A 19,731-nucleotide genomic window follows, 5' to 3' on the forward strand; every position below is an offset into this window, starting at 1 on the left:
GATGCCGCTTCGACACCACAACCCGGCTGCGTGACGATTGCCTCAATGCTGCGTCACGAATGCCATCCGCGCCGCCCGCGCCTGCGAAAAACTGCGCCGCCCGATGATCCCGTGCGCCCGGCCATCGCCATCGACGACGCACACCGCGACGATCCATTTGCCGTCCATTCGCCCGATCATCGCCACCCGATCGAGTTCGAAATCGTCCTCCCCAAGCGTTTCGTAAGCGCCCAGCCAACGCTCCTCGATGCGTGCATCCCAGGTGAAATCGCACTCTTCCGCCGCGATGAACCGCGCCGCCAGCCCTTCCGCCGCGCCGCGTCCGAACTCCAGTTCGAGCCCCGCCACGAGCGCCGCCATCACGCGATCCGCTGCCACCGAAACCGGTTGGAACATGGTCATGAGAACCTCCTGTCATGCACGTCTTCCTCATCGAAGACAGCCTCTCGACGGCGGTTGCCGGCGTGCCTGTCAGGGCTGCCGGCGCGCAGCGCCGGCACCGCGCGAGCGGCGGCGGAGGAGCCGATTTTGTTGCGCCGGGACGAACAAAGCGCGCGCGCAGCGCGCTCCTTATCGTCAACAAAATTGGAGGGGCCGCCGGCCTTGTACAGGTGCGCCGGCAGCCGCCATGCTCGGACGATCCGAGACGAGCCCCTCCCCGCCCGTGACGAGCAGACCCTTCCGCGCCATGTTGCCGAACCGCCGGCGATTGCTATGATGTCGCCGCGGTTCCTCTCACCAGACCTGTCGCCGGGTCAAAGCAGAGCATAGCGTCAGACCTGCCACGACCGACCCTCGGGCCGTCTTGTAATCGGCGATAAGCGGCCTTCTCACGAGGACGGTTTGTCATGCCCTTATTGATCCTGAACGAACAGAATGTCGCGCTTGCCAAGGCCGCGCTACGCGTCGCCATGCCCGATATCCGATCCACACACCTTAGCGAGGCGATCGCCTTCGGCCTTGGTTACAAGACGCACGCCGCCCTTCGTGACGCAATCGCCAGCGCGTCCGGCCGGCGACCGGCTGTCGCGGATGGCGATCCCGTGCGTTTTGCGCAGCGACTGATGACGCTCGGATATGGTGCCATCGAGCCGGGGATATTCAGCGACGCGCTCGCCGAGCCAACATTATCCGATACACCATTTGCGTTTTTCAAACGCGGCGATCGCGCTGCCAATGACCGGCATTATCATTTCTGTGAGCAACGGGGGCAGCCGATGATCACGGTCAGAATGGCGCGACGCTATGCCGAACTGCAATGAGATTGCTTCACGGTCGATTTGCGACGAGGAAGACTATCTGCACGACAATGCGGGTCGCGAACCGGGGCGTACCCTGTTCGCGCTATTTCAGGCGCGGGCCAGGGGCGCCCCGGGCAAGCCGCTGTTTATGGGCAGCGCCTTTACCGGAACCATCAAGAAGCTCCTGCCTGCCACTGCGCGTCAACTCGCCGAGGACTATTTCAGACTATTATATCTGCCGCTGCGCGAGCAACGCGGTCCCAGGCGTCGCGCGACGTGATAGCGGTCGCGATGGCCCGGGCGTTTCCGGCATGGATATCCCAGTGGTCTGACCGAAACAGATGCACCCGCATCTATTTCGGATAATCAGACTATTTATCCATGGTTTAGTGGATCGGCCCTCAGGCAAAGGCGGATGCTTTTGCCGGATAGGATCCACTAGGGTTTGCGGATCGCGAACGGGCCGCCGGACTGAAGCATCGTGCCGGGTGCCGGCGCGTCGGGCGGCACCGCCATTGATCCGCGCACGGTCGTACCCGGCATGACGAACAGCATATCGCGGCGCGGCGCGCGCCCCATCGCTGGCGTAATCTGGCGCACGCTGCCTGTGTCGCCGGTGATTGACGCAAGATAGGCCCGGGTCTCGCCCGGCAGGCGCTGCCGGCCGGCAAGCCAGGCAGCGTAGCGCGCCGGTCCGGCATTATAGGCGGCGAACAGCCCGGGATAACCGAACCGGTCGTACATCGCGCGCAGATAGGCGGTGCCGGCAAGGATATTGTCGCGCGGATCGAACGGATCATTCCCCAGGCCGAGCGCCGCGCGCATCTCGTGCCAGGTTCCGGGCATCAGCTGCATCAGGCCCATCGCGCCCGCGCGGCTGACGATCGGCTGGCCGCCGACCATGGTTCGCCCGGCGCTCTCGGCGCGCATCACGCGTTCGACCCAGTCGACCGGGACATCGAACCGGCGTGCGGCCTCGACGACGAGCGGCCGCCAGTCGGCCACGGTTTCGGCGCTTGCCGGGGACGCGATAGCGAGCAGCGCGGCGACCGTGATTGCCCTCAACCGCGCCATAAAAATGTCGCCTTGCCGATCACATCGGCCGCCGGGGTCGGACCAAAATAACGCCCGTCGAACGAGTCCGGCGTGTCCGCCATCAACAGCAGCAGCGCGCCATGCCCAAGCGTTCGACAACCGTTCCACCATGGCAATGGGCGCCCGCGCATATCGACCGCGCGCCGTGTCGCAAGCGGGTTGCCGTTCATGGTAATCGTCGCCCCGGCTGCGCAGATACGGTCGCCCGCGCGCGCCGCCACTCGCTTCACCAGCGGGACATTGGCCGGGATATAATGCCGCCGCGCGGCGAGCATAAGCGATCGTTGCGGCATCCGCGCGACCACCATGTCGCCGCGCGCGATCCGCGCACCGGGAACGATGCGATACAGACCGATCGGTGCGCTGGCGCTGGCATTCCACACCAGCCGGGGCAGCGGCGGCGCGATGATCGTTGCCGCGACACACGCGCAGCCTAGCGTGGTCACCGCGCCCCGGCACATGAGCAGACGGCGCCTGCGGCGGGCGGCGCCGAGCGCGTCGCCCCAGGCGAACAACGGCAGATCGCGGCGCTCAACCATGGCCGCCGCCCTTGCGATCGGCGTTGGACCAGGCCTCGATGTCGTCGATATGATAATACCAGGCGCGGCCGTGGCGGCGACATATCGGGCCGCGTCCCTCGGCGCGCATGCCCTTCAGGGTCGCGGGCGCGAGCCCGAGATGGAACGCGGTCTGCTTGGTGGTGAGGAACGGGCAGGCCCCGCGCGCCTTGCGCGCGCGAACCGCAATGTCGTCGGTGTCATCCATGTTCGTGTATCCGTGCGCGGCGGTCGCCGGATCGCGCCGCCCGGACACCCAATTGAACGCTCCGCGCCGTCACCGGCAGGGTCGAAAACGCACCTGTCTGTTTTCGACCCTGCCGGCCTCGCGACCCGCACCCGAACCGGGCGCGGGTCGCAGGGCCGGTTCAGTCGGCCGGGTTCCAGATGATGACGAAGGCGTCGTCATCGTCCTGGCCGGCGGCGCGGCCGAGGTTGGCATAGAGGCGGCGCGGCCCGAATTCAGGGGCGGCGAGGCTGAGCGAGACATAGTCCTTGCCGGACATCTCGCCGCGCCGGTTCCAGCCCGCGCCGAGCTCTACCGCACCCGCCATGACGATATAATCAGGCTGGGTGTCGGCGGTCTTGCGACCATTGGGCACGATCGTGATGCCGGTACGGATCGAGAGCGTCCGGAGCTCGCCCTTGAAGCCGTTTGCTTCGCGGGTGACGTAACCGATGGCGGACATTGCAGGTCTCCTTCAAATGCTCGCCCGAACCGTTCCGGGCGATGGGCGGACCACAGGGACGGCCCAGACGACCACCCGAACCGGCAGGCCGGAGCGCCAAGCGGCGGACCGGAGCCAATGGCTTATTTGACCGCGAAGCGGCCGCGAGGAGGCCGTGGCACACGGGCGGGGAAATAAGCCTGCGGGCGATGGTTTCGGGAGGGCGGCGCCGTCCCAGGTCATGCGCCCAAGGAGCCGAGAACGGTGCGGCGCGCCATGCATCGAGACCGCACGCACGCCTCGCGAGAACCAGGGCAGCCGGCGACCGGGGCCTGTGTCCGCCCTGCCCGCCGCCCGTCGCGCGGACCCAATTTGCCAGACCTGCCCCGCCGTCATATCGCCGTGATGAACGGGCGGGGCGCGTACAGGGGAAAGCAACGGTGCGGATGACGACAGGACCTGCAAGTGCTACGCGACGCGCCCTTTTCGTACCGATCGCACTCCTTGCGCTTGCCGCCGCCGCGCCGGATCAGGGGCGCGTTCGCACCGTTATCGATGGCGATACGTTCCGCCTGACCAGCGGCGAACGCATTCGGATCGCGGGAATTGACGCGGCGGAAACCCATGCCGATCAGGCGAAATGCCGCGCGGAAATCGTCCAGGGCGAAGCGGCTACCGCCCGGCTGCGAACGCTGATCGATGGGCACACCGTCGGCCTTGTCAGGGTCGGGCGCAGCTACAGCCGCACGGTCGCGCGCGTAACGATCGAGGGTCGCGACCTCGCGGGTCAGCTGGTAGAGACGGGCGCTGCGCGATGGTGGCCGCGCGGGACGCGCAAGCCCAATTGGTGCCCGGCGGGTCGCCGCTGAGATGGGGATTTTTCGATGACGGTGCTGGATGATGTGCGCGCGCTGATCACGCGATTGTCGCCATCCCCGATCTGCGACAGCTGCGTCGCGGAGAAGCTCAATCTGTCGGTGCCGCAGCACGCCAACCACAAGACGCGCGAACTTGCCGGCGCCAACGGGTTCGAGCGCCGGCGCGACATCTGTTCGATCTGCTATGGCGAGAAACTGGTGACGCGACAAACCTGAGGCGCATATCCGCCTGCGCCTCGACGGCGCCGGAGGCATGGTGGGGAATAGTCGGCCGATCGGACCAGGAGCCCCAGTGGTCGCGCCAGCCTGGCTGACCCAACGCTTGAGGATTCCACGACGCAGATCGCGCCCGGACTCGCTGTGCTTGCCAGCTTGGCACTTAGCATTTTAAGGAAAATGGCGATCGGTGAGGCACGAAAATCAGCGCGGCTGGTGGCTCGGCCACGCCGGCGCTGTCGCGAGGAGGATGCATGATGGAACAACAACCCGTGGGCGCCGATGATTCGGCCGATGCGCGCCTTGCGTGCCTCAACCTCATGCATGCGTACAACAATCTCGCCGACACCGGTCAGCATGTCCTGATCGCCGATCTCTTCGCCGAAGACGCCATCCTCAACGCCAATGGAGAGGAAATGGCCGGTATCGAGGCGATACGCGCTGGTATGCGGCGGCGAACCGCCGCCAACCTTCGGACGGTGCACACTTGCGCGAGCGTCCAGTTCGGCCGCGGCGGCGCCGGGGAGTTGACCGCACTTTCAACGCTGTCGGTCGTGATCCTTACCGACCAGCCGCAGACGCTGGCCCCGACCATCATCGCCCGGGTGAACGATGCGTTCGCCCCCCTGCCGAGCGGAGAATGGCGGTTCCGTCGCCGCACGCTCGAAACGCTCAGCCAGCCTCAGCCGGCTCGGCCATCCGGAGCCCGGTAAACTCGGATTCAAGCAATCGCGCCCGGCAGCGGCTGGTCGGCTGGCTCCCCGATCGGACGACCCTTGCACATGACAAAAACCGCGCGCCCGAGCCCGAGTCCCTCCGGGCGAGGGATCGGGCGCGCGGTCGGATTCCGACGGTCTGGAACGGGTCCATCACCCGACAGGACTCGCAAGGACTTCTCTCCCGCGCGCCCTTCTCAGGTCAGGCGGCGAGCGCCTCCGGCGCGGCGAGAGCGTCAATCTCCAGCGTCTCGACATCGCCCTCACCCGCACCATTGTCGGGGTCCGGTGGCAACGCCGACGCGCCGGGCGCAGCCGGATCGGGATCGTCCTCGGGCTGCGGCTCACACTTGGCGGCAACGACCAATGCGTTCGCGCGCACCGTGCCGACCCCGCCGCGCGTGGTATAAGCGGTCGGTGGGAACGTCAGCCATTTGGGCACCCAGCGCTCGATTTGGGTCCGCCCACCCGCACCGTCGAGATGATCGGTCACGATACGTTTGAGCGTCGCGCCCTTCTCCTTGGCGTTGGCGGTGGCGATCTGCGCCCCCGCCACGTCGCCGACCATCGCGGTCAGCACTTCCTTGTCGCGGACGAGATCGAAGAATGCGGGATCGGGCTGCCACCAGTCCGCCATGTAGATCCCGAGCGTCAGCCCGACCGCCTCGACCGCCGCGCCGCCGGCGGCGAGCGTCTCGCCCATCGCGATCACGATCACGTCGCCGAGCGCCGCGTCGGGCAGATCGAGCAACCGCAGGAACAACCGCACCAGATCTTCGTCGTCGCCGCTACCCCCGGTCACGGTGGCGCGCTCTGGGTCCATCCCGAGCAACGCCAGCACGGCACGGCAGCGTTCGTCGAACAGCGTTTCGCCCGCACACGTCTCGACACTCTCGCGCGTGGCGTCGTCGCGGCATGTCTGGGGTTCTCGCCGAACCGTCCAGAGCGGCGATCCGGCGATCAGATGGGCGATCATCAGGCGCAGCGCCACGCCGGAATGTCCGGTCATCGCCGCGCGTACGGCGGCATGGCGATGCAGATCGAGATAGGTCTGCAACGCGGAGGTGACCTCGGGCCGTTTGGGTTTCTCGCTGACGGCACTGCCCCCGCGTGCGGCGCGCTCGGCTTCCCTCCGGCTGACATAGCCTTCGTGGAAGGTCACTTCGCCGGTCGCGCGGACGTCGACATAGACCCGCCCGCCCCTGCGCTTGCTGGTCTTTTCATATTCCCATGTCTGGAAATATTCGTTTTGGGGCACGATCACGACCTCGCCCCAGCCCTCGGCGAGATAGGCGTCGCGCCGCGCGGCGATCGCGTTGTCCTGCGCCACCCAGAACGTCGCCGCATCGGCGAAATAGCAATCGTCGCCGAACAGATCGGCCACGGTGGCGACCCCGCTCGCGCCTACGTCGAACAGCGCCAGTTTCGCCGGGATCGACTGCCCACCGAGCAGCCATGCCTTAAGGCTATGCCCCATCGGCGCACGTTGCTCGGCATCATCGACCAATGCGAGCCACTCCTGCTGTTGACGCTTGCTCGCCAAGGTCAGATGGCGGATCGTCGCCGCGTCGATGTCCTCGCGGGCGTACATCGCGCGGATGCGCGGGAGCAGATTGCCGAGCGCGAGGATGCGCCTGACCGCGAGGTCGGGTAGCGCGAAGGTCGCAGCGATATCGTCGGGCGTGCGGCCTTCCTTGATCAGGCGGGTGAAGGTCGCCCAGCGCGTCACCTCATCGGGATCGAGCCGTCCGATATTCTCGACCAGCGAGGCCTCGACCGCATCGGCATCATCGGCGTCGTCGAGGATCGCGCAAGGCATCGGTTCGACATCGCCGCCAGCGGCGCGGCGTTCGTCGGCGACGATGCGCGCGGCGGCAAACCGCCGCAGCCCGGCGACGATCTCGAACCCGCCCGCTTCATCATTGGCTGGCGCGCAATTAGGGCGCACGACGACCGGCTGGATGACCCCGCGCTTGCGCACGCTCGGCAGGATATCGGACACGTCGGGCGCGCGTCTGGCGAAGCGCATGTTGGTGCGGCTCGGGACGAGCTTGTCCAGGGCGATAAAAGCGAGTTTCATGGCACAATTCCTTCGTACGTACCGGTCGCGTCTGTTTGGAGATCGATAAGCGCGACCGGTGTGGTTGCGGCGGGCACGCGCCGCGCGTCAGCCGCCACGCTTGTCGAACGGCGGAAGCGGATCGGGGTCCGGCGGGTCGGCGCGCGCCGGTGTCGGATGATTGCGCAAACCGAGAAGCTGCTCGGCCCACAGGATCGACCCGGCGCGGCGCGCGGTATCGGCCCATCGCGACAGCGGTACGGTGCTGGCAAAGGTCAAATCGCGCTCGATGCCGAGGCCGAACGGCAACCGGACGCGCGCAATTTCGGACAGGCTGAAATAGCCGAGTTCGGGACAGCCGAAGCCGAGATCGGCGAGGCCGAACAGCGTGTCGCCATCGGGCGCGAGTTCGGTCGCGAGCCATGTCGCCGCACCGACGGGCGAGAAGAATTTGACCAGCGGGGCCGGGTCGGGCGCGGGCGCGCCTACCGTCTGCGCAGCGCGATGCGCGGCGTGATTGGCACCAAGCGCGGCGCGCAGATCGGGGGACAGGAGGATCATCGCCCCGCCTCCGTTTGTTCAGCGCAGTCGGGCAGCGCCCGACCCGCGTGCGGCATCGCCGCGCTGCTTGCCGCGTCGACCGCGCGATCACGCAGCACGAGCAGGAAGTCGGCGGCCTTGCTGGCGGCGCTTGCCGCGCGGAAGATCGCGCGATTGTCCTCCTTCAATACCGCCAGCCAGCTGCCGAGATAATCGGCATGGCGGACGGTCGGCACGATGCCGAGCGCGGCGCACAGGAATGCCGATCCCATTTCGGCGACCAGTTCCTCGCGGGCATAATCCTTGCTGCCGAACGCCCCGGTCTGGTTCCGCGCGAGCCGCGACCGATGGCCGGTCGCATGGGTCAGTTCGTGGAGGCAGGTGCGATAATAATTGATCTGGTCGAAGAAGGCGGGCTGCGGCGGCACCTGCACCACATTATGGCTTGGCGCGTAAAAGGCCTTTGATCCGCCGATCCGGAACGCCACCCCGCTCGCGGCGATGACTTCCTCCGCCACCGGCACGATTGCGCGTTCGGGCAGCGGCGCAGGATCGGCCCCGAGCGCGTCGGGCAAACCGTCGATCTGCGCCACGTTGAAAACGGTGAAGCGCTTGAGGAACGCCACCGACCGGGCTTCCTCGCCGGCTGCGCGGGCGCGCTCGCGCTCGGCTTCGGGGGTAAAGCGGTCGGCATAAACCAATGTCGTGCCGCGCTCGCCCTTGCGCACCACCCCGCCCGCTTGCAGCGCCTGCCGGAAGGTCAGCCACCCCTGGCTTGGATAGCCGTGCTCTATCACCGCGCCCCACAGGATGAGGATATTGACCCCCGAATAGGCGCGCTCGGTGAGCGCGTTACGCGGCAGACCGGCAACCGCACCGCCCGTTCTGCCCCAAGGCTGCACCCACGGAACGCGGCCTTGCTCGAGGTCGGCGATGATCCGCCGCGTCACTTCGTCATAGAGATTGCCGCGCTCGCTCAGCGGGTCGCCGCCGGAACCGCGCGGAGCGCTGCCATGCGCGGCGCGCCGTCCGCCGGGCTTCGGCGCTACCTCGGCGGGCCGATTGACAATTGCCCGGTTTCTGCGCGCGCCACGCGCGCGTCGTGAGGTGGTGGATCGCATTGCAAGCCTCCTGCCCCGCCCCAAAAATCGCATGGCCGCTCCCGGAAGCGGGGGGTGGGCGGCACAGCGACCGCCAAGGCCCGCGTCGAGCGCCGGGCGACACCCGAAGGGGCGCAATGCAATGGAGCAGCCTGCGCACAGCGCAGGCTTGGCCAGCCCGGCGCGGCGGGCCTAGCAGGGCGCGCCGGCCACCTCCCGCGCCACCGGGAGAGGCCACAAAGACACCGCCGCATTTGCGGCGACCATTCGACGCCGGCGGGTACCGCCGGTGCCGGATTCAATGTCGCCGAAGTTCCGTAGCTCTGATTTCTATTGCGTAAATCCGATGCCGGGAAAATTACCCCAATGATCGGGAAATAATCCAAACTCCGACATCCTAATCTTCCTATCTCATCAAATGCTTAAAATTTTTTGGAAACAAGCTTCCTATAGGACTATTTCTCACGAATTGGCGATATCTATCGCGACGACACGTTCTTAACCAAAGAACCGACAACACGCCGCCAACTGAGAAAGTGAATCATTTTTCGGTTTACTCGAACTCGACGTCGAAGCAATCGTCGCCTCCGACAGCGAGGCGTATTGCTCAGATTGGTAATCGCGAGCCACTAATATGCCCCCTCCCGCGCTCATCCTTCGCCGTGGAATAGTGTGCTCCGCGTCCCTTAAAACCCCCGTCCACCTTGCGCCCACCGCCCTCTGTTGAACGGCGCCATCTGGGGACTAAACCGTCATTCCGAGCGATCGGCTCGGATAGCAGCGTCTGTCCAGACCGGACATCGCTAGATCGGTCGCACCGATAGCTCGATATGAGCAAGACTGACCGAGGGCGCGCAAGAACTTCGTTGATTCAAAGCCATCGAAGTCAAGTGCGGTGGCAGGAAACCTATGATCGAGCATTCGGCCTCAAATCAATTGCGGCGGCGGGTAGCGGAAATCTGCAAAGAAACACACCTGCCCGCGACCAAGGCCCACCAGCGGATGAGCGGCTGAACGAACAGCCGTGGATAATGATAAGCCCAACCCAGGCCGGTCCCCGTCGACAGGTCGTGGACAGCGTGGCTGATGTTCGCCGGGTAAACGCACATGGCATAGAGCGCGAGCATCCCTCCCGCCAAAGCCCGGGTTCCCGGCACGAACAGGCCAATAGCGCCGAGGATTTCTACCGCGCCCGTCATCAGAATAACGCTGTGGGGTAGGGTATGGCGTGCGGCATCACCGATGCGAAGGCGTCGGGCCACCGAAAGTGCACGATGCCCGCAACGCAGAATAATGGCGCGATCGTCAGGCGGGCCAGATTACCACGTTGATCGTGCACGAGCGGCGCCGGGTTTGCGCTCATCTCATGCGGTTCGACCGTAAAGGCGCGCGCATCGCAATAACGTCCTGACTGTCAAAGATACGGACGTGATTATGGGCGCCATGGCTTTGAGAACAATCATTTTTTCATCGGACGCCGATCGGACTATACAAGATCGCTCCGGTGCCACGTGATCGCAGCGCCGGAGCGATCGGAATATTACGGCATCATCACCGCATCGATGACGTGGATCACGCCGTTCGACTGCATGACGTTGGCGATGGTGATCTTGCCCTTGTCCCCTTTGCCATCCATCACCCACCAGGCGCGGCCCGACTTCATGAAGGTCAGCGGTTCGCCCTGCACCGTCGTATAGGTGGCCTTGCCCATATGCTTCGCAGCGTTGGCCGCGATGGCGGCGGCGGTGATGCGGCCCGGTACGACGTGATAGGTCAGCACCGCGGTTAGCTGCGCCTTGTTCTCGGGCTTGAGGAGCGTGTCGACCGTCCCTGCAGGCAGCTTGGCAAAGGCCTCGTTGGTCGGCGCGAACACCGTGAAGGGTCCGGGGCCGGACAGCGTATCGACCAGATCGGCCGCCTTTACCGCAGCAACGAGGGTCGTATGATCCTTCGAATTGACCGCGTTTTGAATGATGTTTTTGGTTGGATACATGGCGGCGCCACCCACCATAGGGTCCTTCATTGCGGCGATACTCGCGGTCGCCCCGGCGACCAGCGCGGTCGCGAGCATCAGTTTGCGGATTGCCTTCATGTGCCTGACTCCTACGGCACGCCAAATGGCGCGTGCGTCAGGAGATACGGGCGCTGCTCACCCCCGGATGCGCATTACGCAACGGAAAGTTTGCCACTGGCCACCACCGGCCCGGTTGGTTTGCCGGTCGGCGATCCGCCGTCAGGCTCAATCGAAATAGCAAGCGTGATGCCTGCCGCGAGCCTGGCGCGCGTATCGGTGGGCAGCGCGATCCGAGAGGGGCCGGTCGCCGCGAGCACCCCCATCGGCTGCGGTACGCCATCGGCGCCGATCATCCAGAGCTGCGCGCTCTTGCCGCCGGGCGCTACCGCCGTCTCTCCGATCCGCATCTCACCTGTCGTCAGATCGACCACCGCTGGAACCGCTGCCGTCTTGTCGCTAAACAACAGCGAGGCGACCATCACCTGATGCGGCGTGACGGGCGAAGGTTGTGGCTTTACGACGAGGAAGAACGCGAATGCTGCGGCAAGCGCGGTGAGCATGGTGATAAACGGCCAGGATTTGCGGCTTTGGCGAACGGGAGCGGCCAACCGCCCGGCGACCGATTCCGGTGCCTCGACCTCCGTATAATCATCGAACAATCCGGCGAGGCGGTGGCGCCAGTCCTCGACCTCGCACGCGAAGGCGGGCTCGGCGAGCACGCGGCGCAGCGCCGCCGCGCGCTCCTCCCCGTCGAGCAGTCCCAGCGCAAGTTCGGCGGCGGTCATGTCGAGGCCGGGCTCGTGCGCGTCAGTCGCCATCGACGCATCCCCTGAGCTGGAGGAGCCCCCGGCGCACGATGCTTTTCATCGTACCCAATGGGATGCCCTTGCGCGCGGCGAGTTCGGCATAAGTGACGCCATCGAAAAAGGCGGTTCGTATGGCGTCGCGCGCGCGCTCATCCAGGGCGTCGAGGCAGTCATGCAGGTGTTGTGATTCCTCTTCGCGCTCGATACGCGTCAATTGGTCGGGCGACGGGTCAGCCACCTTGTCTGCCTCCTCGATCGGATGCGACGGTCGCGCGCCGCGCGCGCGAACCCAGTCGATCGCCCGGTTACGCGCGATCGTCGCGAGCCAGGAAATCGGGCTCGCCCGACCGGGCTCGAAGGCGCCGGCCCGCTTCCAGATCGTGAGATACACTTCATGCAACACGTCCTCGGCACTGCTGCGATCCCCGCAGATACGCAGGCAAATCCCGAATAGCTTCGCGGAGGTCAGCCGATACACTTCCTGAAGCGCGGAACGGTCCTCCTCACCAGTCCGCAGCAAGGCCTCCGCCAAATGCGCGCGCGCCGTCGCCTGATCGGAAGGAGTCAACACGCTCGGTTGGTAGCTCGGATGGATGGCAGCGGCAATCGCGCTCACGGCCGAAAGCTAGATCGAGACGCGCCCGCCGCGCTTCAATCGATCATCGGCCGCATACCCGGCTCCGCCTTTGCCAATGCCCTCTGATAGGCCGGTCTCTCGCCGATGCGCCGAAGATACGCCTGCGTGTGGGGAAGGTCAGTGAGCGGCGGCGCGCCGAACGCTCGCGAGGTAGTCAGGCTATAGACCATCATGATGTCCGCCAGCGTCAGCCGCTGACCGGCGAAGAACGGCACGTCACCGAGGCGCCGTTCCATGAGATCCTGGCTCCGCTGCGCGCGCTCGGCAACGAACGGCACCCTCGCGATCTCGCCGCCGCTGAAGGCGATCCCCATCCCGATCATCTTGGTTGCCATATAGGTCGCGTTCGACCAGTGAAACCAGAACAGGTAATCGGTGTAGTCCGCGTCACCCAAAACGGGGCTCAAGCGACCCTCGCCATAGCGCGCGGTTATATACTCGCAGATAGCCGCGCTTTCTCCGAGCACGAGATCGCCATCGTTGATGACGGGTGCGATTCCCATCGGGTGAAGCGCCTTATAATCGTCGGGGGCAAGCCGGTTGTCCGCCCGACGATCGTAGCGTTTCAGTTCGTATTCGATACCAAGCTCCTCGCAAAGCCAGACAATTCGCTCCGATTGCGATAGGCCGAGATGGTGGACGACGAGCATGAAGCCTCTCCTGATATTCCCTGAACCTGTCATCCTTCTGCGCTCGGCGGACACCATAAGCCAGTCGAGCGAAAGCTGGTACGCGCGGCCTTGAAAGATCAGCTCCTCTTGGTCGACAGCCTGTCAGTTTGTGGCGACCCAATTCGCCGCGCGCAGCAATCGCCGCCAATTTTGCGTCAGCCGCAAATTGCCTCGATCGTGCTGCGCAAGGCACGACACCGTCCGATTGCACCCTGAAGTCAATGTTCTCTGTCTCGGTGGTTCACCGCCGCTGATCGCGGTTGGCCATTCGGAACACTCGTTCGACCCGGATACGATTGAACGGCGGCCCTTGATATCTGTGGCCGTTTCCCTGAACGGCTTACATTAGGGCGCCTAGCTGACGTCAACGATCGAATTTGATCGAAATTTCCCAATGATCTGAGTGCCCATCATATTCATGTCGAGCGCGCCATTTTCGAACAGCAAGGAAAGAACCGCGACCTCCCGTGGCATTTCCCGTCAACGCGGCTTTGGAGCGTTGACCCGGCGCCGAATCCCGCCCCCGCCGACCTTGAACATTGATCGCGCACGCGCGACATCAACAGCGGCCGGGAGATCAGCTTCCGCCCGGATCAGGCGGCAAACTTGGCGCGTTCATTTTGCTCTCCGCGATCAATTCCTTCTTCGAGAGCTTCCCGATCAGGGTTTTGGGCAATGTGTCGCGAATTTCGATTTCGCGGGGAAGTTCGATCTTGCTGACCTTGTCGCCCAGAAAGGCGCGAAGCTCGGCGGGTGTCGGGGCTGGTCCGGGCTTCAGTGTCACGAATGCCTTCGCCGCCTGCCCGCGATAGGAATCATCGACGCCGATTACGACCGCCTCGGCGACCGCCGGATGCTCATACAAGGCATCCTCGATCACGCGCGGATAGACGTTGTAGCCGCCGCTGATGATGACGTCCTTGATGCGATCGACGATGAAGAGATAGCCGCCATCATCGAGATAGCCGACATCGCCGGTGCGCAGCGCACCATCGACGAACACCTCGCGCGTGGCCTCGTCGCGCCGCCAATAGCCGGCCATCACCTGTGGCCCGCGCGCGCATATCTCGCCGCGCTCACCCTGCGAAACTATTTTCCCCGGATCGGTGAGGTCGCGGATTTCGATCGTCGTGCCGGGGAACGGCAGGCCGGCGGAACCCGGCTTGTCCACGCCGTCGATCGGGTTGCAGGTGATGATCGGCGACGCCTCCGACAAGCCATAGCCTTCCACCAGCCGCGCGCCGGTGGCACGCGTAAAAGCCTCGCGCACTTCCGCAGGCAATGGCGCGCCGCCCGATATGCAGGCGCGAACACCGGAGAGATTGACCGTCCGTTTCGCCGCGACGCTGGCGACCGCGCCGAAGATCGTCGGCACGGCGGGCAGGAAGGTGGGGCGCGTGCGCGCGATCGTCGCGAGCATCCCCTCCAGTTCGAACCGTGGGAGCAGGATCATCTGCGCGCCGACGCGGATCGAGAAGCTGAGCACCGTGGTCAACGCAAAGACGTGAAACAGCGGCAAGGCGCCGATCACGCGATCCTGCGACGGATTTTCGCCGCCGACATAGGCCACCATCGCATCGGCATTGGCGACCAGATTGGCGTGGCTGAGCATCGCCGCCTTGGGCAACCCGGTCGTCCCGCCGGTATATTGCAGCACCGCCACCGCATCGGGCGCGACCGTCGGCGGCGTGAACTCCCGCCCCGCCGCCAGCAGGGCGCGGAAGGTGATATGTCGCGGGTCTGCCGGTTTCGGCGCGATATCCGCGCGCCTGAATAGCCGATAGGCGATGCGCTTGAGCGCCGGCAGTTCCTCCGCGATCGGACAGGTGATGACGTGGCGCACGCCAAGAGCGGTCGCGACCGACGAGACGCGCGCATGTATTTCGGTGAGATCGCAGGTGGCGATGATCTCCGCGCCCGAATCCTCCAGCAGGTGATGCAGCTCTCGCTCGACGTAGAGCGGGTTCACGTTCACCACGACCCCGCCGAGCCGCAATGTCGCCAGAAACAATATCGGGTAATGCGGCATATTGGGCATACAAAGCGCGACCCGCGTGCCGCTGCCAACGCCGAGCGCGCGCAACCCGGCTGCCGCACGGCGCACCGATTCCGCCAGATCGGCGTAACGGATCACGCGGCCCATGAAGTCGATCGCTGGCCGGTCGGGATAAGCGAGCACCGTCGCGTCGAACAATTCGGTCAGCGGGCGCGGTCTTGACTCGAGCGCTGCTCCCATCGCGATCGCCAGATTCATTCCTGCTCACTCCCTGCATCCGCCGCCGATCATCTGACCGTCGCGCGCCGCGCTCCGCCCAGCTTAACCCGTGGCGCGGATAAAGCACGCCTGACAGCGCCAGCGAGCGCGGGCGTCAATTACGGCGAGTTAGGAAGGCCCGGTCAGGACGTCAGGGCTGGCCGGATGCGATCGCTCTTTCCTCATCGCAGACGTTGAGCACGCGCCAATCCTCGCCCTTGGGCAACATCCCCTCGAACGACATGAGCTTGGCATGGGGAACGCGTGGCTCGACAGTGCCGATCGCGGGCTCGCCGCGCGCCACCGCCTGCGCCGCGCGATACATCTGGGTGCGGAAGGTGAAGATCGCCTTGTCGCTCGATCCCAGCCGGTCCTCGCTGCGGTCGGCGATCGCGCCCATTGATTCCCACATCGCCATATCCTGCGTGGGGATGCCGTAGATCCCGGTGAAGTCCCCCGCCTTCATCGCGGCGCGATCCTGCATGTAATTGTTGGCGGCGTTGCGGACCTTGCGAAAAGTTACCGGCTCGACATCCTTGCCGATCTCCGCGCCGCAGAACCGGCGCCACGCATCCTGCGAGATGCCTTTTTCGGGATGCCAGGCGATCCAGTAGAACATGGTGTTCTCATCGTCGATCGGCACCAGCATCTGGCTGAGATGATAACGATCGGTGGACGGAATATGGACAGTGAACGGCGCGACGAACAACGTCATCCGCACATAATCCTGCTTGTCCGCGTCCACGATCGGCGTGCGGATCGCGACATAGCGAAAGCCGAACGGCGTCTTCTGCACTTCGAGCCGCGGTGCCTTGTCGGCGGAAGGGCGCAGCCATGCGGTTTCGGTCGCGGTGGAACCGTCAACCTCGGTCGCGGTCGGCATGTTGGTGGAATGCAGGCTGGAACTGTGCGCGGAATCAATCGAACCTTCGAGCACCTGCGCCCAGTTGCATGCGCCGTGCATCTTGACGATGCTGATCTTGCCCGCCGGCGCCATCGCCCAATTGGGCGGCGCGAACGGCGTCACCTGCGCGGGATCGCCCATCCACACCCAGACGAAGCCGCCGGCTTCATGCACGGGATAGGCCCTGGCCTTCATCGTCGTGCGCAATGCCGCGTCGACCGGCTCGGACGACATGTCCATCGCATTGCCGTCCACATCGAATTTCCACCCATGGTACAGGCAGCGCAGGCCGCATTCCTCATTGCGACCGAAGGCGAGCGAGGCGCGACGATGCGGGCAAAGCTCATCGAGCGCGCCAACCCGGCCGTTGCTGTCACGGAACACCACCATATTCTCGCCGAGCAGCCGCACTTTCAGCGGCGTGCAATCCGGCTCCGCGACCTCCTCGCTCATACAGGCCGGAAGCCAGTGCTGCCGCATCAGCCGCCCCATCGGCGCCGCACCCTCGACGCGGCAGAGAAGGTCGTTCTGTTCCGGTGTCATTCGCCAATCCTCGATCCTGCGCAGCGCGCTCGGTCCACCCCGGTGGAGCCGCCTTGAATGACAATACTTTTATATCGAAGTATTTTGACTTTCAAGCCCGCCGCGGGTTAATCAGGGGTAACGCTGGAGGGAGCGGCAGGACGCGATGGACAGGATTCGGCTGGGGATCGTCGGGCTGGGGCGCGGTTTCATGCTCACCCAGCCTGCGCTTACCAATGATGCGCGCGTCGTGCTGGCGGGTGCGGTCGATCCGCGCGCGGCGGCGTGCCGACAATTCGCCGCCGAGTTCGGCGCGACGGCCTTCGCGTCACTGGAGGAAATGCTCGCCGCGCCGCATATCGACGCCGTCTATATCGCCTCCCCGCACGAATATCATGCCAAGCAGACAATCGCGGCGCTGCGCGCCGGCAAGCATGTGCTGGTCGAAAAGCCGATGGCGACGAGCGTGGACGATTGCGCCGCCATGGCCGAGGCGGCCCGGCGCGCCGGTCGCGTGCTCGTCGTCGGGCCAAGCCATGGCTTCGACGCCCCCGTGCGCGCCGCCGCCGATCTGATCGCCTCGGGCGCTTACGGCCCGCTGCGCCAGCTTCTCGCGTTCAACTTCACCGATTTCATGTACCGCCCCCGCCGCCCGGAGGAACTTGACGCGGCGCGCGGCGGCGGCGTGGTCTATAGTCAGGCGGCGCATCAGATCGACGTAGTGCGGCGGCTGGCCGGGCGGAAGCTGCGTTCGGTGCGCGCGGTGACGGGCAATTGGGACAGCGCGCGCGCCAGTGACGGCGCCTATAGCGCGATGCTGTTCTTCGATGGCGGCGCGGCGGCGACGCTCTCCTATAGCGGCTATGCCCATTATGACAGCGACGAACTGCTCGGCTGGATCAGCGAGCTTGGCCGTCCGAAAGACCCCGACGCCTATGGCACGGCACGGCGCGCGCTTCGGCAACAGGATGAAATCGAGGCGAAGCTGGCGCGCACCTACGGCAACAGCGCTCCCCCTGCCCCCGCCCCGCACCACGAGCATTTCGGCTTCATCCTCGCGAGTTGCGAGCGCGCCGATATCAAGCTGCTCCCCACCGGCCTGATGCTTTACACCGACGGCGCGCGCGAATGGCGCCCGATCGACCCGCCCATCGTGCCGCGCCGCGCGGTGATCGACGAATTCGCCGCCGCGATCCATGGCACGCGCGCGCCGATCCACGACGGGCGCTGGGGGCTCGAAACCATGGCCGCCTGCGCCGCGCTGATCGAATCCGCGGCCAGCCAGGCGGACGCCTCACCCGAAACGATCATTGATATCGCGCTGGAGAAGATTTCCGCATGAGCCGCCTTCCCCTTTCATTCGCCTGCTGGAACTATGATCGCACCGACGCGCTGCAAACCGGGCGCGTGCGACCGGACGGCATCGACCTCAACTTTCAGGCGCTGGACGTGGAGGAAACCTTCTTCCGGATGCTGCGCAATCGGGAGTTCGATGCGGCGGAGCTTTCGATGTCTTCCTATTGCGTCACGCTCGGGCGCGACGATCCGGGCTTTATCGCGATCCCGGTGTTTCCATCGCGCTTCTTCCGCCATTCGTGCATCTTCGTCTCCGCGCGCAGCGGGATCGAGAAACCGAGCGACCTGATCGGTAAGCGGATCGGCGTTCCGGAATATCAGATGACCGCGCCCGTGTGGATTCGCGGCATCCTGCAGGACGAATATGGCGTCGATCCCGCCTCGGTCACCTATGTCACCGGCGGCGAGGAGGAGCCGGGGCGCGAGGAGAAACTCAAGCTCAACCTGCCGCCGCAATTCAGGGTTGAGCCGATCGGCCCGACCGAGACGCTCGCGCGGATGCTGGCGGATGGCGAGATCGACGCGCTCCACACCGCGCGCGCGCCATCAACCTTCTATTCGGAGCCGGGCAAGGTGCGCCGCCTGTTCCCCGATTTCGTCGATGTCGAAAAGGCCTATTTCGCCAAGACCGGCATCTTCCCGATCATGCACGTCGTCGCGATCCGCCGTGAGGTGTATGAGAAGAACCGCTGGATAGCGCAGTCGCTCTACAAGGCGTTCGTAGAGGCGCAGCGGCTGAGCTACGAGCAACTGCTCGTCTCCGCCTCGCTCAAGACGATGCTGCCGTGGCAGATCGCGGCGGTGGAGGATACGATCGCCACGATGGGCAGGGAATGGTGGCCCTATGGCATCGGCCGCAACCGCCACGTGATCGAGACGTTCACCCGCTATCACCACGAACAGGGCCTGTCGCCGCGTCGGCTGACGATCGAGGAGATGTTCGCGCCGGAGACGTTCGCGGAATTCAGGATTTGATGCGGCCCACGCCGCTGGCCGTCACTCGCCGATGTCCTCCGCGAGATTGCTGGTGACCAGCGCCAGCAGTTCGCGCAATGTCTTCACCTGTTCCTCGGTCATGTTGCGCGTGGCGATCTCGTTGACCTCCGCGACATGGGGCAGCAATTGCGCCTCCAGTTCGCGCGCCTCTGGCGTGAGGAACACGTGCAGCCGCCGCCGGTCCGTCGTGCTCTGTTCACGGCGGATGAAGCCCTTTCGCTCCAGGCCGTTCATCGCGGTTACCACCGTCGGCTCGTGGATGCCGACACGCTTGCTCAGTTCGCGCTGCGTAACGCCATCGCGCGCCCATAACGCGCGAAGAAAACGCCACTGGCCCGCGGTTACACCATAAGGCTGGGTCCGCCGCTCAAGCGACCGCGTGAAAGAGCGAAACGCCATCCGCGTGAGATAGCCGATGCTGTTCGTCGTTTCCGCGTAGAAGCTGACGGGGTATTTTTTCTCGCTCAAAGGAACTCCACCTGCTCCATGCCCGGCGCTTGA

At 65.2% G+C, this 19,731-nt stretch carries 24 protein-coding genes; 7 read left to right on the forward strand and 17 right to left on the reverse strand.

The annotated features are described in order from the left end of the window. Positions 1 to 42: 42 nt before the first annotated feature. Positions 43 to 402, reverse strand: coding sequence for a hypothetical protein (locus tag Q0316_RS11695; RefSeq protein WP_298672605.1), 360 nt, complete (start codon positions 400 to 402; stop codon positions 43 to 45). A gap of 509 nt (positions 403 to 911) precedes the next feature. Here Q0316_RS11695 and Q0316_RS11700 point away from each other — a divergent pair. Both Q0316_RS11700 and Q0316_RS11705 read left to right on the forward strand, forming a co-directional pair. Further along, positions 912 to 1,262, forward strand: a complete 351-nt coding sequence (locus Q0316_RS11700) for a hypothetical protein (protein WP_298672610.1) — start codon at positions 912 to 914, stop codon at positions 1,260 to 1,262. Further along, complete coding sequence (locus Q0316_RS11705; RefSeq protein ID WP_298672612.1) at positions 1,246 to 1,521, forward strand: hypothetical protein; 276 nt, start codon at positions 1,246 to 1,248, stop codon at positions 1,519 to 1,521. The genes Q0316_RS11700 and Q0316_RS11705 overlap by 17 nt, the downstream gene beginning before the upstream one ends. Positions 1,522 to 1,679: 158 nt before the next feature. On the opposite strand, the gene Q0316_RS11710 is transcribed toward Q0316_RS11705, so the two are convergent. The 5 genes from Q0316_RS11710 to Q0316_RS11730 all read right to left on the reverse strand — a co-directional run bounded on the left by Q0316_RS11710 (position 1,680) and on the right by Q0316_RS11730 (position 4,268). Beyond that, positions 1,680 to 2,315 (reverse strand): lytic transglycosylase domain-containing protein, encoded by a 636-nt coding sequence (locus tag Q0316_RS11710; protein ID WP_298672614.1) that lies wholly within the window; start codon positions 2,313 to 2,315, stop codon positions 1,680 to 1,682. Next, positions 2,303 to 2,875, reverse strand: coding sequence for a S26 family signal peptidase (locus tag Q0316_RS11715; RefSeq protein ID WP_298672616.1), 573 nt, complete (start codon positions 2,873 to 2,875; stop codon positions 2,303 to 2,305). Before Q0316_RS11715 ends, Q0316_RS11710 begins: the two co-directional genes overlap by 13 nt. Further along, positions 2,868 to 3,101, reverse strand: coding sequence for a helix-turn-helix domain-containing protein (locus Q0316_RS11720; protein WP_298672617.1), 234 nt, complete (start codon positions 3,099 to 3,101; stop codon positions 2,868 to 2,870). Before Q0316_RS11720 ends, Q0316_RS11715 begins: the two co-directional genes overlap by 8 nt. Positions 3,102 to 3,261: 160 nt before the next feature. After that, a complete protein-coding gene (locus Q0316_RS11725; protein WP_298672619.1) occupies positions 3,262 to 3,582 on the reverse strand; it encodes a DUF736 domain-containing protein in 321 nt (106 codons plus the stop codon). Positions 3,583 to 3,953: 371 nt separating this feature from the next. Continuing rightward, positions 3,954 to 4,268 carry a hypothetical protein gene (locus Q0316_RS11730; RefSeq protein ID WP_298673091.1) on the reverse strand — a complete coding sequence of 105 codons (315 nt, stop codon included), beginning with the start codon at positions 4,266 to 4,268 and terminating at the stop codon, positions 3,954 to 3,956. Between Q0316_RS11730 and Q0316_RS11735 the strand changes: the two genes are divergently transcribed. From Q0316_RS11735 to Q0316_RS11745, 3 genes are all read left to right on the forward strand, one after another. Beyond that, positions 4,167 to 4,430 carry a thermonuclease family protein gene (locus Q0316_RS11735; RefSeq protein ID WP_298673061.1) on the forward strand — a complete coding sequence of 88 codons (264 nt, stop codon included), beginning with the start codon at positions 4,167 to 4,169 and terminating at the stop codon, positions 4,428 to 4,430. The two genes, Q0316_RS11730 and Q0316_RS11735, sit on opposite strands and share 102 nt — an antisense overlap. 15 nt (positions 4,431 to 4,445) lie before the next feature. Then, positions 4,446 to 4,655, forward strand: a complete 210-nt coding sequence (locus Q0316_RS11740; RefSeq protein ID WP_298672621.1) for a hypothetical protein — start codon at positions 4,446 to 4,448, stop codon at positions 4,653 to 4,655. 254 nt (positions 4,656 to 4,909) lie between these two features. After that, a complete protein-coding gene (locus Q0316_RS11745; protein ID WP_298672623.1) occupies positions 4,910 to 5,368 on the forward strand; it encodes a nuclear transport factor 2 family protein in 459 nt (152 codons plus the stop codon). Between the two features lie 205 nt (positions 5,369 to 5,573). Here the strand turns inward: Q0316_RS11745 and Q0316_RS11750 are convergent, their stop codons facing one another. The 10 genes from Q0316_RS11750 to Q0316_RS11795 form a co-directional block, all read right to left on the reverse strand. Continuing rightward, on the reverse strand, positions 5,574 to 7,451 hold the full coding sequence (locus Q0316_RS11750) for a ParB/RepB/Spo0J family partition protein (protein WP_298672624.1): 1,878 nt from the start codon (positions 7,449 to 7,451) through the stop codon (positions 5,574 to 5,576). A gap of 87 nt (positions 7,452 to 7,538) precedes the next feature. Continuing rightward, a complete protein-coding gene (locus Q0316_RS11755; RefSeq protein ID WP_298672626.1) occupies positions 7,539 to 7,991 on the reverse strand; it encodes a DUF2958 domain-containing protein in 453 nt (150 codons plus the stop codon). Further along, on the reverse strand, positions 7,988 to 9,091 hold the full coding sequence (locus Q0316_RS11760) for a zincin-like metallopeptidase domain-containing protein (RefSeq protein WP_298672627.1): 1,104 nt from the start codon (positions 9,089 to 9,091) through the stop codon (positions 7,988 to 7,990). Before Q0316_RS11760 ends, Q0316_RS11755 begins: the two co-directional genes overlap by 4 nt. 911 nt (positions 9,092 to 10,002) lie before the next feature. After that, positions 10,003 to 10,269: a hypothetical protein gene (locus tag Q0316_RS19735; protein ID WP_367179694.1), complete on the reverse strand. Its 267-nt coding sequence runs from the start codon at positions 10,267 to 10,269 to the stop codon at positions 10,003 to 10,005. A 341-nt stretch (positions 10,270 to 10,610) separates the two neighbouring features. Beyond that, positions 10,611 to 11,141, reverse strand: a complete 531-nt coding sequence (locus tag Q0316_RS11770; protein WP_298673064.1) for a fasciclin domain-containing protein — start codon at positions 11,139 to 11,141, stop codon at positions 10,611 to 10,613. Positions 11,142 to 11,236: 95 nt separating this feature from the next. After that, the gene (locus tag Q0316_RS11775; RefSeq protein ID WP_298672630.1) at positions 11,237 to 11,902 is read right to left on the reverse strand and encodes an anti-sigma factor; all 666 of its coding nucleotides are present in this window, start codon (positions 11,900 to 11,902) and stop codon (positions 11,237 to 11,239) included. Next, complete coding sequence (locus Q0316_RS11780) at positions 11,892 to 12,497, reverse strand: sigma-70 family RNA polymerase sigma factor (protein WP_298673066.1); 606 nt, start codon at positions 12,495 to 12,497, stop codon at positions 11,892 to 11,894. Before Q0316_RS11780 ends, Q0316_RS11775 begins: the two co-directional genes overlap by 11 nt. 44 nt (positions 12,498 to 12,541) lie before the next feature. Continuing rightward, positions 12,542 to 13,234, reverse strand: coding sequence for a glutathione S-transferase family protein (locus tag Q0316_RS11785; protein ID WP_298672632.1), 693 nt, complete (start codon positions 13,232 to 13,234; stop codon positions 12,542 to 12,544). Positions 13,235 to 13,775: 541 nt separating this feature from the next. Then, a complete protein-coding gene (locus Q0316_RS11790) occupies positions 13,776 to 15,452 on the reverse strand; it encodes a long-chain fatty acid--CoA ligase (RefSeq protein ID WP_298672635.1) in 1,677 nt (558 codons plus the stop codon). 151 nt (positions 15,453 to 15,603) lie between these two features. Next, positions 15,604 to 16,899: a Rieske 2Fe-2S domain-containing protein gene (locus Q0316_RS11795; RefSeq protein WP_298672638.1), complete on the reverse strand. Its 1,296-nt coding sequence runs from the start codon at positions 16,897 to 16,899 to the stop codon at positions 15,604 to 15,606. Between the two features lie 145 nt (positions 16,900 to 17,044). Here Q0316_RS11795 and Q0316_RS11800 point away from each other — a divergent pair, with 145 nt between their 5' ends. Both Q0316_RS11800 and Q0316_RS11805 read left to right on the forward strand, forming a co-directional pair. Beyond that, on the forward strand, positions 17,045 to 18,220 hold the full coding sequence (locus tag Q0316_RS11800; protein WP_298672640.1) for a Gfo/Idh/MocA family oxidoreductase: 1,176 nt from the start codon (positions 17,045 to 17,047) through the stop codon (positions 18,218 to 18,220). Further along, on the forward strand, positions 18,217 to 19,209 hold the full coding sequence (locus tag Q0316_RS11805; RefSeq protein ID WP_298672642.1) for an ABC transporter substrate-binding protein: 993 nt from the start codon (positions 18,217 to 18,219) through the stop codon (positions 19,207 to 19,209). The genes Q0316_RS11800 and Q0316_RS11805 overlap by 4 nt, the downstream gene beginning before the upstream one ends. Before the next feature lie 21 nt (positions 19,210 to 19,230). Here Q0316_RS11805 and Q0316_RS11810 read toward each other — a convergent pair whose 3' ends face one another. Continuing rightward, a complete protein-coding gene (locus tag Q0316_RS11810) occupies positions 19,231 to 19,698 on the reverse strand; it encodes a MarR family winged helix-turn-helix transcriptional regulator (RefSeq protein WP_298672644.1) in 468 nt (155 codons plus the stop codon). Between the last annotated feature and the right edge of the window lie 33 nt (positions 19,699 to 19,731).

Origin of the sequence: uncultured Sphingomonas sp. (assembly GCF_937871615.1) — a bacterium.
Classification (GTDB): domain Bacteria; phylum Pseudomonadota; class Alphaproteobacteria; order Sphingomonadales; family Sphingomonadaceae; genus Sphingomonas.